At 64.1% G+C, this 9,888-nt stretch carries 8 protein-coding genes; 1 reads left to right on the forward strand and 7 read right to left on the reverse strand.

Annotated features, from left to right (window positions below):
• Positions 1-87: 87 nt before the first annotated feature.
• The 7 genes from PQR02_RS33320 to PQR02_RS33350 all read right to left on the reverse strand — a co-directional run bounded on the left by PQR02_RS33320 (position 88) and on the right by PQR02_RS33350 (position 8,901).
• On the reverse strand, positions 88-672 hold the full coding sequence (locus PQR02_RS33320) for a LutC/YkgG family protein (protein WP_408241807.1): 585 nt from the start codon (positions 670-672) through the stop codon (positions 88-90).
• Positions 659-2,050: a lactate utilization protein B gene (locus PQR02_RS33325; protein WP_408241810.1), complete on the reverse strand. Its 1,392-nt coding sequence runs from the start codon at positions 2,048-2,050 to the stop codon at positions 659-661. Before PQR02_RS33325 ends, PQR02_RS33320 begins: the two co-directional genes overlap by 14 nt.
• The gene (locus tag PQR02_RS33330; RefSeq protein ID WP_408241813.1) at positions 2,047-2,790 is read right to left on the reverse strand and encodes a (Fe-S)-binding protein; all 744 of its coding nucleotides are present in this window, start codon (positions 2,788-2,790) and stop codon (positions 2,047-2,049) included. Before PQR02_RS33330 ends, PQR02_RS33325 begins: the two co-directional genes overlap by 4 nt.
• A gap of 273 nt (positions 2,791-3,063) precedes the next feature.
• Positions 3,064-3,810, reverse strand: coding sequence for a FadR/GntR family transcriptional regulator (locus PQR02_RS33335; protein ID WP_408241816.1), 747 nt, complete (start codon positions 3,808-3,810; stop codon positions 3,064-3,066).
• Positions 3,811-4,034: 224 nt separating this feature from the next.
• The gene (locus PQR02_RS33340) at positions 4,035-5,828 is read right to left on the reverse strand and encodes a S10 family peptidase (RefSeq protein ID WP_408241819.1); all 1,794 of its coding nucleotides are present in this window, start codon (positions 5,826-5,828) and stop codon (positions 4,035-4,037) included.
• Between the two features lie 251 nt (positions 5,829-6,079).
• Positions 6,080-7,258: a pyridoxal phosphate-dependent aminotransferase gene (locus tag PQR02_RS33345; RefSeq protein ID WP_408241822.1), complete on the reverse strand. Its 1,179-nt coding sequence runs from the start codon at positions 7,256-7,258 to the stop codon at positions 6,080-6,082.
• A 149-nt stretch (positions 7,259-7,407) separates the two neighbouring features.
• Positions 7,408-8,901 carry an RNA polymerase factor sigma-54 gene (locus PQR02_RS33350; RefSeq protein ID WP_408241825.1) on the reverse strand — a complete coding sequence of 498 codons (1,494 nt, stop codon included), beginning with the start codon at positions 8,899-8,901 and terminating at the stop codon, positions 7,408-7,410.
• 536 nt (positions 8,902-9,437) lie between these two features.
• On the opposite strand from PQR02_RS33350, the gene PQR02_RS33355 reads away from it, so the two are divergent.
• Positions 9,438-9,776, forward strand: a complete 339-nt coding sequence (locus PQR02_RS33355; protein WP_408241828.1) for a BON domain-containing protein — start codon at positions 9,438-9,440, stop codon at positions 9,774-9,776.
• Positions 9,777-9,888 lie beyond the last annotated feature (112 nt).

Below are 9,888 nucleotides of genomic sequence, written 5' to 3' on the forward strand. Positions count from 1 at the left end.
GATGATAGCAAAGTCCGTGGCGCAGGCGGCCGGTGGCGGCTCATCGATGAAAACGGAGGGCGCATCCCAGCCCCTGCGGAAAATGCTTTAAGCGGCCACCCACACCACAGTCAGCGAGCGCACGCCCTGTGCGCCGCGAATCAGCACGCCTTCGATATCGGCGGTCGCGGAAGGTCCGGTGACGAGCGCGGCATAACGCGCGCCACGGAAATCGTCACGCCGGTAGACGTCCTGCAAACCATCGACCAGCTGCGCGGGATCGAGCAACACGATCAGATGCTGGACGATATAGCCCAGCGCATTGACCACATACTCGCGTTCGCTGAACCAGACCGAGCCGGTTTCGGCCACGCCGAAGCGTGCACGCACCACGCCGACATCGACGTCCTGCAACGAAGCGGGCTGCGTGTCCGCCGTCAGCACGCGCGTGCCCGGCACTTCGGGGCTTGCCGAGGCACTCGACACCGCGTCGCCGAACCGCTCCCGGATCAAAGCGCTCACCTCGCTTGCGCTCGCCGCCTCGACACAGGTGCCGCCCATCGCCTGCAATGCCGCCGTGAATCGCGCACGCAGATCGCCGCCCGCCGTGTCGAACCGCGGCACGTCCGGACGCGGTCGCGCCGGCGGCTGCGCGGCGCGCACCTTCGCGAGAAAAGCCTCACGCGTTGCCATCGCCGCCTCCACGATTTTTCTTGTACCAGGCATGGAAGGTCAGCTTCGGCGCTTCCGGCAACTCACGCTGCTTGCCCCAGATGTTGAGCGGGTTATACAGCACGAAGTTCGGCAGATGCCGCAATGCGCCGCCCATCGACGATACCGTCGCGCGATACAAGGTCGGGCTCGCCAGCAGACGCCCGGCCATCTTCAACACTTCCTGCTTCACGAACGGCACTTCATGACGCTCGGCGATCACCGTGCGCCATTTGTAGATCTGCTCGTGAATGTTGATCTTCACCGGACACACGTTCGTGCAGCTGCCGTTGAGCGTCGACGCGAACGGCAACGCGCTGTAGCGCTTCAGATCGAAAGTCGGATTGATGATCGCGCCGATCGGCCCCGAATAGGTTCCGCCGTACGAAAGGCCGCCGCTGCGCCGATACACCGGACAGGTGTTCATGCAGGCGCCGCAGCGGATGCACTTGAGCGAGTACCAGAAGTCCTCCATCGCGAGCCGCTCCGAGCGGCCATGATCGACGAGGATGAAATGCATCTCGGTGCCCGGACGCGGTGCGCGGAAATGCGACGTGTACTGCGTGATCGGCGAGCCCAGCGCGCTGCGCGACAGCATGCGGATGAACACCCCGAGATCGGACACCCTGGGGATCAGCTTATCGATGCCGATCGACGCGATATGCAACGGCGGCACGTTCGCGGACAGGTCCGCATTGCCTTCGTTAGTACACACAACGACCGTGCCCGTCTCCGCCACTGCGAAATTGCAGCCGGTCATGCCAGCGGTCTTTTCACGCACGAAATACGGGCGCGTGTTCATCCGCTGGCTCTCTGCGAGATAGTGGATGTCGCTATTCTTCGGATCGGTGCCGATGGTGCGACCGAACAGCTCGGCGACATCGGCGCGCAGCTTATGGACCGCCGGCACCACCATGTGGCTGGGGTCTTGATGATCGAGCTGCTGGATGCGTTCGCCCAGATCGGTCTCCATCACCGTAATGCCGCGCGGTTCCAGATACTCGCGCATCTTGCATTCGTCGGTGAGCATCGACTTGCTTTTGACGAGCGTGGTCATGCCCCGCGCGGACATGATCTCGTGCACCAGCGCGTTGTGTTCCTCTGCGGTGGCGGCCCAATGCACGACGACGCCGTTGGCCTCGGCCGCCGCGGCAAACTGTTCGAGATAGTCGGCCAGGTGCGACAGCGTATGTTCCTTGATGCCCGATGCCAGTTCGCGCAGCGTCTCCCACTCGGCGATGCCATGCGCCTGCGCATCGCGCTTCTCACGCAAATCCCACAGACGTTTGTCGTGAAACGCGACATGCTCGGTCTTCTTGATGAAAGCGCCCGCGGCTTTCGCGTGATCGACGCGTCTCATGCGGGTGCTCCGTTGAGGACCTGCGCGATATGAATGAAGCGCGCGTCGGCCTTCATGCGTTCGGCGCAGCCTTGCTGGTGCATCAGGCACGACATGTCGCCCGACACGATGTATTCGGCCCCCGCGTTCAGATGATCGCGCACCTTGTCCTGCCCCATGCGCACCGACACCGGTTCTTCGGTGACCGAGAACGTGCCGCCGAACCCGCAGCATTCGTCGGGTCTGGCCGGCTTGACGAACTCGATGCCCTTCACGCGTTCAAGCAAGGCACGCGGTTTCGAAAACGGCACGGCCGCGATTTCCGACACCGATGCTTCCTTCAGATGACGCAGCGAACTGCAACTGTTGTGCAAGCCGACCCGATGCGGAAATTCGGCCCAGGGAAATTCACGCGCGCCGACCACGTCGTGCAGAAACTCGACCAGTTCATACGCGTTCGCGCGAACTTTCTGCACTTCGCTGGTTTGTTCGATCGCGGTGAGATGCTCGCGTACATGATGGATGCAACTCGCGGACGGCCCGACGATGTAGTCATAGCCCGCGAAGTTGCGCGCGAACACGCGCTCGGCCCCGGCTGCGTCGGCATGCGCGCCGCTGTTGGCCATCGGCTGGCCGCAGCAGGTCTGCTCCTGCGGATAATCGACCTCGATGCCGAAGCGTTCGAGCAATTCGAGCGTGGCGATCCCCACTTCGGGATAGAACGCGTCGATGAAGCACGGGATGAACAGGGCGACTTTCATAAGCTCTTTGAAAAAAAGCGGCGAGCGGGGATCCACCTACTCTACTGCGGAACCGGGCTGGACGACCATGAGGGCCTGCATACGCTCGCGGACCCGGTGCGAGTTCGGGACGGCTCGGCCAGTTTGGTCATGTTGGTCTGACCAAGAATATAAGGAAGTCGCCGGAGCGTGTCAATCGCGAAAGGAGGAGCGGGGAACGGCAAGAGGCTGAGGCTGAGGCACGCCCCCCGGACAACGCGTGAGGCCAACGCACACGATTACCCAGACATACGCTCACGCAACCCCGTTTGCCGAAGGATTCGCCGCGTCGTCCTTATACATCTCGCGCACATACGTCAGATGACGCTCGGCCGCCTTGCGCGCTTTCTGCGCGTCGCGCGCCATCACGGCGTCGTAGATAGCCTGATGCTGGCTCATCAACTGCTTTTCCATCGCGTCATCGTAGTCGATCAACCGATGATATTGCCGCATACCCTCGCGAATCAGCGTATGGATGCCGTGCATCACATGAGCGAGCGCGACGTTGTGGGTGGAGTCGGCAATCGCAAGGTGAAACGCGGCGTCCAGCTCAGCCAGATTCACGCGATCCTGCGACAGCGAGCCGGCCTTCAACGCGTCGAACGCCGCGCTGATCTTCTTGAGGTCCGCCGCAGTCGCGCGCTGCGCGGCGTACACGGTCGAAATGGCTTCGAGCCCCTGGCGCAGTTCCAGAATATCGGCGCTGGTGCGCGGATTTTGCAGCAGCAGCTCGGCGAGCGGTTTGGAGATGATCGGCGCAGTGACGTCGACCACCGTGAAGCCGCCGCGCCCCGACGTTTCGATGTAGCCGTCGGCTTCCAGCCTGATCAACGCTTCCCGCAGCGATGGCCGCGACACGCCGAGCTGCGTGGCCAGATCGCGTTCGGCCGGCAGCCGGTCGCCCGGCATCAGCGTGCCCTCCGAGATCAGTTGCTTGATCTGGTCGGACACGACGTCGGAGAGCCGTTTGCGCGTGAAGGACTGGATCGGACGGAATTCCATGGGAGCGATTGGTGAAACCGGGTTGACGAAGCAGACTGGCAGGCAGTGGCCGATGACTCGCGCGACTTCGAACGACTGTCGCACGGTGCGTGGATTATACCGTTCGACGGCACGCGTCGAGCTTGCATGCTATCGACGATACGCGCGGCAACGGCGGACGCCCCGCTATTTAAACGAGGCCGAAGGCCGCTCGAACGCGAGCGCCTCACATCGGCCCGCGAATCTCAATGCGCGCCCGTTTCGTAGAAGCTCACCAGATCGCCCTTGAGTGCATGCAACGCGCGGTCGTCGAGGTAGATCATGTGACCGGTCGGATAGTACGCGAGCCGCACGTTGGCGCGCAGCGCCCCGTCGAGCCCCAGATGCGCCAGCGCATACTCGGTCGAGTAAAACGGCGTGGCGAGATCGAAATAGCCGTTCACCGACATCACACGCAACTGCGGATTCTGCCGCATCGCTTCAGCAAGGTCGCCAGCCGCATATGGCGCGCTCAGGTGTTCCCCCCACCATTCGCGATGTTTCCAATCCCAGTGCGTCAACGCGTCATCGTTAAAGACCACGTAGCGGTCGGCGGGCGTGAAGTGCAGGTCCTCGGCGAAGTGCCGATGCAGCGCCGCATCGAAGGCGCTCGACACGCTGCTCACGGACGCGTCGAAATCCGGATGCTCCGACGCATCGTCAAAGTCGATGCCTTCGAAACGCCCATCGTAACGGCCGACGCTGCGCGACTGATCGCGCAGCAGCTCACTGCGAAAGCGCGACGGATACAGGCGCAGGCGATTGCGCTTCACATAGCCGACGTCGAGTCCGGTGAACTGCGCGACGCGCGCGGCGATCGCATCGCGCTGCTCGTCGGGCAGCGCATCACCCTGCGCGAGCGCTTGCGCGTAGGGTCCACGTGCAAACGCGCGGGCTTCGTCGAGAAGAGCCGGCAAGCTGGCGGGCTTCGGCACGATCTTGTCGTGATACCAGGCGATCGCCGCGAAGCTCGGCAGATAGCTTTCGCTTTTGAAATCGGAGCCTGGCGCAAAGGCCTGGGAATCGAGCACCGACGACATCAGAATCACACCGTTGAGCGCGATATTGTTCTGCCCCAGTCGATACGCGAGCATCGCGGCACGCGCGGTCCCATACGATTCGCCGAGCAGATACTTCGGCGAATTCCAGCGCTGGTTCAGCGTCAGATAACGGTCGATGAACTGCGAGAACGCGCCGAGGTCCTGATCGACGCCCCAGAAGTCTTTGCCCGCGCCATGCCCGACGACCTTCGACAAGCCCGCGCCCACCGCATCGATAAACACCAGATCGGTGACGCCGAGCAGGCTGTCAGGATTGTCGTCGAGCACGTACGGCGCGGGCGGCGTGCTGGCCGGACTCGCGGTACGCACCCGCTTCGGTCCGAACGAGCCGATCATCAGAAACACGCTGCCGGCGCCCGGGCCGCCGTTGAAGAGGAAGGTGACGGGGCGAGTCGAGGGTGCTTTGGCGGCGACCGCATAGGCGACGTAGAACACGCTTGCATTGGCCTCGCCGGTCTTGTCGCGCAACAGCAGGTTGCCGGCGGTCGCCGTGTAGTCGATCTTGCGGCCATCGAGGCGGATCGAATGCTGGGTGACGCTTGAGGTTTCCGGTGGCACCGGGATCACAGCCGCGGCTTTGCCATTGCGCTGCGCGGTGTCCGACGTATCGTTGTGAGCGACTGAGGATGTGCGCGGCTGGCTGCCCGTGCGCGACGGCGCGGCGTGCGGATCGTGCTGTTCCTGGTTCGCGTCGATGTTCGCATCGGCGCGTCGATGGTGCGCGCCGGTCGGGCTGCGCCCAGGCGCGCCCGCTTCCGACGCCGCGCTTTGCGTTGCGACAGCCTCATCGGCATCGGATGAATCGTCGAGTTCAGCGGCCGCGCACCACTGGCTGAACACGGCCAGCGCAGCGAAAGCGAGCGCCACTGCCATGAGAGCGGCCGCCAGCGATCCCGCCACCAGCGATTGCCGTAACGAAAAGTAGAAACGATGGCCCATGGCGTTCCCGCGTGCGAGTCGAGATGCGCCGGTGTCCTGGTTATGGGTAGCTATGGGTATCGCAGACGGACCCGGCGCTCGATTCTTGACGCAAGCGTTAGTGCCGTCAACAGAAAACTCGCCGGGGGGTTCATTCTTCCCACCGCGCATCGCTTGCCAGAACGAAACGAAAACAAACCGGAATGCCGAAGAAAGCCTGGGGCGTCAGACGACCGCTCGCCTCGCCCCATACCCTCAGGCACGGCACTGTCTCAACGCGCCCGCAAGCCGTCCACGAACGCCGCGATCCGCTCGCAGGCGTCGATCAGCCGCGCCTCTTCCACGACGAAGCCGAGCCGCACGAAGCCATTCGCGGTTTCGCCGAACGCGCTCGCGTCGAGCACCGACACCCCTTGCGCACGAAACAGCTGCCACGTGAAATCCACCGTCGCGAGACCCGTGCCGCTAACGTCAACCATCATGAACATGCCTGCCTCGGGCAACAGGCAGCGCAACCCCGGCACGCGATGCAAGCGCTCGAACACCACATCGCGCCGGCGCCGGTAAATCTCGCGCATTTCGGCGGCAATGGCGGCCTTGTTCTGCACGGCCGTCAACGCGGCTTGCTGGATGAAGCCGGGCAAGCCGTAGAGCATCGCGAGCGCGAGCCGCCCCATGTGCTCGATCAACTGCGCAGGCCCGACTGCCCAGCCGACGCGCCAGCCCGCCATCGCGTGCGACTTCGACAGACTGCCGAGCGTCACCGTGCGCTCGGCCATACCGGGCAGAGACGCGATGCTCACGTGTTCGCGCTCGAAGGTCAGCTCGGCATAGACCTCGTCGGACAGCACCCAGAGGTCATGCTGGCAGGCCAGCCGCGCGATGCGCTCGAGATCGGCGCGCGGCATCACCACGCCGGTCGGATTGCATGGCGTCGCGAAGAAAAGAGCCTTGGTGCGCGGCGTGACCGCTGCTTCGAGTGCGTCGCAATCGACGTGAAACGCCCGCGCCGCATCGACCGGCACCGCCACCAGCGTGGCGCCCGCCGCGCGCACGCAAGCCTCGTAGGTCAGGTACATCGGCTCGGGGACGATCACTTCGTCGCCCGCTTCGAGCAAGCACAGCGACACCGCGAACACGCCGTTCTGCGCGCCCGCGGTCAGGATCACGTTGGCCGCGCCCGCCGCGCAGCCGGTGGTGCGCGTGTGTTCTTCGGCGATCGCCGCGCGCAACGGCTCGCGGCCGGACACCGCGCTGTAATGCGTATCGCCGCCGCGCAGCGCGTCGATCGCGCGCTCGACGATCGGCGCGGGCGTCGCGAAGTCGGGGTCGCCCACGCTCAGTACGATCACGTCTTCGCCGGCCGCCTCCGCCAGTTGCGCGACACGATGGATTTCCCACGCGGACGTGCGCCTGCCTTGCAGCCGCTCGACCAGATTCGAATACTTCATTGCGCTCACCCGTTTCGATCCGACCCGCCAATGTAATGGCGCGCGCACGAAACGTCCAGATACGCAAAAGAGCCACGCGAGCGGACGGCCTCGCGTGGCCCATTAAATGTTGCGCTTGAGCGCAGCCCCGTGGACAGGGCGCCGCGCATTCAGATCTGGCGGCGCAACTCCGCCGGCGGCACCTTCATCAGATGCCGATACTTCGCGACCGTGCGGCGTGCGACCAGCACGCCCTGGTCCGCGAGCATCTTCGCGAGCGTCACATCGGACAGCGGATCGCGGGTATTTTCAGCGGCGATCATTTCCTTGAGCAGCGCGCGCACCGCAGCCGCCGAACACGTACCGCCGCTTTCCGTGCCGAGCTCGCGCGGGAAGAAATGTTTGAACTCGAAAATGCCGCGCGGCGTAGCCATATATTTGTTGCCCGTGGCACGCGAGATGGTGGACTCGTGCAGACCGAGTTCCTCGGCCACGTCGCGCAGCACCATCGGCTTGAGCGCGATTTCGCCGTATTGGAAGAAGGCCCTCTGATGCGCGACGATGCATTCCGCGACGCGTTGAATCGTATCGAAACGCTGCTGCGCATTGCGGATCAGCCAGCGCGCTTCCTGCAACTGCTGCGCGAGCGGCGAGCGGCTCGCGCCGGCCGACTGCGCGAACAGTTCCGCGTACATGCGATGAATCCGCGCGCGCGGCTGCACCGCCGGATTGATCGACACGACCCACTTGTTGCGCACCTGGCGCACGATCACGTCGGGCACCACGTAGTTGTCCTCGGTGCGGCCATAGCAGTTGCCCGGCTTCGGATCGAGCTTGCGCACGAGGGCGCATGCCACGCGTAACTCTTCGGCGCTGCAGCCGATCTGCTTTTGCAGCTCGGCCTGTTCGCGGCGCGCGAGGCGTTCCAGGTGATGCTCGACGATCTGACGCGCAACGTCGCGCCCCGGCGTATCGGCAGGCAACGCATTCACTTGCAGCGACAGACACTCCGACAGCGAACGCGCGCCCAGCCCGGGCCGGTCGAGCGACTGCACGAGGCGCAGCGCCACCAGCAATTCCTCTTCGGTCAATTCGGGTTCGAGATCGACGCTATCGGCGAGATCGGCGAGCGACTGGCGCAGATAGCCGTCGTCGTCGAGCGCCTCGATGATGAAACGGGCCACCGCGCGATCACGGTCGTCGAGCCGGTACAGGCGCAGCGAGTCGTGCAGTTGCTCGTGCAGGGTCGGTTGCGAGCGGGCCCATTCGGCCGGATCGCTGCCCTCCGAATCGCCATTTTGTCGCGCCGAACCGCGGCTGCTGTAGTCGCCTGAAAACTCGCCGCCCATCTCCGCGCCCATATCGTCCTGGCCCGCGCTTTCCATCATATCGCCGCCGGCGGTGTCGGCTGGCAGCGCTTCGGGTTCGGCGGCGGCGGCCGAGTCGGCGGCCGGCAGCGCGCCGGCCTCGTCCCCCGAAGTGGCGGTGGCGAGCGCCACATCTTCCGTTTCCGATGAGTCATATTCGAGAAACGGATTGGTGTCGAGCGCCGTGCGCAACTCCTGCTGAAATTCCAGAGACGACAGCTGCAACAGACGCACCGATTGCTGCAAACGCGGCGTGAGTGCGAGAGACTGCCTTGTGCGTAGTTCAATTGAAGGCATTGTGGTGAGGTCCCGTTGAGTAGCTGATGTGAATGCTGAGAAATGGCCTGTGAGCCGTTTAGAGCAACTGTCGTACCAGTTTTTCCAACACCCTGTTTTTACAAAGCTTTACGCCTTGCGCCCGGTCCCGGGCCCATTGATTGCGCAGCTATCGGACGCCTTTTTTACAAGCCCCCGGCAAATTCCGGTTCTCACCCGTGCGCCTCGCCGAACCTGCTTCACTCAGTACCGCCCCTCTATTCCTCAGCCTAAATGCACGTGCAGTAACGGCTTTCTCACGACGGGCCTGCTTGCGACGTGTCCCAGGCACGGCACTTGCGGACCAGCCCCGTGTGGACGGATGTCGGGCTTTGCGCGTCAAACAAACGCGCGAACGCAACGCATGCAGCGCATGCACTGCCCCCGCGTCCGGTGTCGATAACGGGCCCTGACGGAACCGTAGCGGCAACGACCCCACGCGAGTCATCGGCGGTTCCGGCCGCGATCGACCGCAGGCAACAAGACCGCAATTTTCATCAACACCCGAAGGAGAAACCATGAAGACGATCCAACTTCTGAAGACCGCTGGCAGCATCGCTTGTGTCGCATTCGCGTTGAACGCTACGGCTCAGACCAGCGCTTCGGCACCGCCGGCCGCATCCGAGTCGATCGGCCAGCACGTCGACGACAGCGCCATCACCACCAAGGCGAAGGCCGATCTGCTCGCCGCGAAGAATGTCAAGTCGACCCATATTCACGTGAAGACCCACAAGGGCGTGGTGTGGCTGACGGGTTCGGTGCCGTCCGCCGACGACAAGTCCGCCGCCGAAGAAGTTGTCCAGGGCGTGAAGGGTGTGTCGAGCGTGAAGAACCATTTGAAGGTCGCCGCCGAATAAGATCAGCGACCGGTGCGAGGATGCCGGCGAACGCCGGCTCTTTGCGAAGGGTTCGGAATACGGAGAAGGGGGGGGGGGGGGGGGGGGGGTTTGGGGGGGGGGGGGGGGGGGT

It is taken from the genome of Paraburkholderia sediminicola (genome assembly GCF_046026895.1).
Taxonomy (GTDB): Bacteria; Pseudomonadota; Gammaproteobacteria; order Burkholderiales; family Burkholderiaceae; genus Paraburkholderia; species Paraburkholderia sediminicola_C.

Excerpts from the sequence above, each read along its gene's own strand:
- PQR02_RS33320 (WP_408241807.1), bottom strand. The coding sequence starts at position 672 with ATGGCAACGCGTGAGGCTTTTCTCGCGAAGGTGCGCGCCGCGCAGCCG.
- PQR02_RS33325 (WP_408241810.1), bottom strand. The coding sequence starts at position 2,050 with ATGAGACGCGTCGATCACGCGAAAGCCGCGGGCGCTTTCATCAAGAAG.
- PQR02_RS33330 (WP_408241813.1), bottom strand. The coding sequence starts at position 2,790 with ATGAAAGTCGCCCTGTTCATCCCGTGCTTCATCGACGCGTTCTATCCC.
- PQR02_RS33335 (WP_408241816.1), bottom strand. The coding sequence starts at position 3,810 with ATGGAATTCCGTCCGATCCAGTCCTTCACGCGCAAACGGCTCTCCGAC.
- PQR02_RS33340 (WP_408241819.1), bottom strand. The coding sequence starts at position 5,828 with ATGGGCCATCGTTTCTACTTTTCGTTACGGCAATCGCTGGTGGCGGGA.
- PQR02_RS33345 (WP_408241822.1), bottom strand. The coding sequence starts at position 7,258 with ATGAAGTATTCGAATCTGGTCGAGCGGCTGCAAGGCAGGCGCACGTCC.
- PQR02_RS33350 (WP_408241825.1), bottom strand. The coding sequence starts at position 8,901 with ATGCCTTCAATTGAACTACGCACAAGGCAGTCTCTCGCACTCACGCCG.
- PQR02_RS33355 (WP_408241828.1), top strand. The coding sequence starts at position 9,438 with ATGAAGACGATCCAACTTCTGAAGACCGCTGGCAGCATCGCTTGTGTC.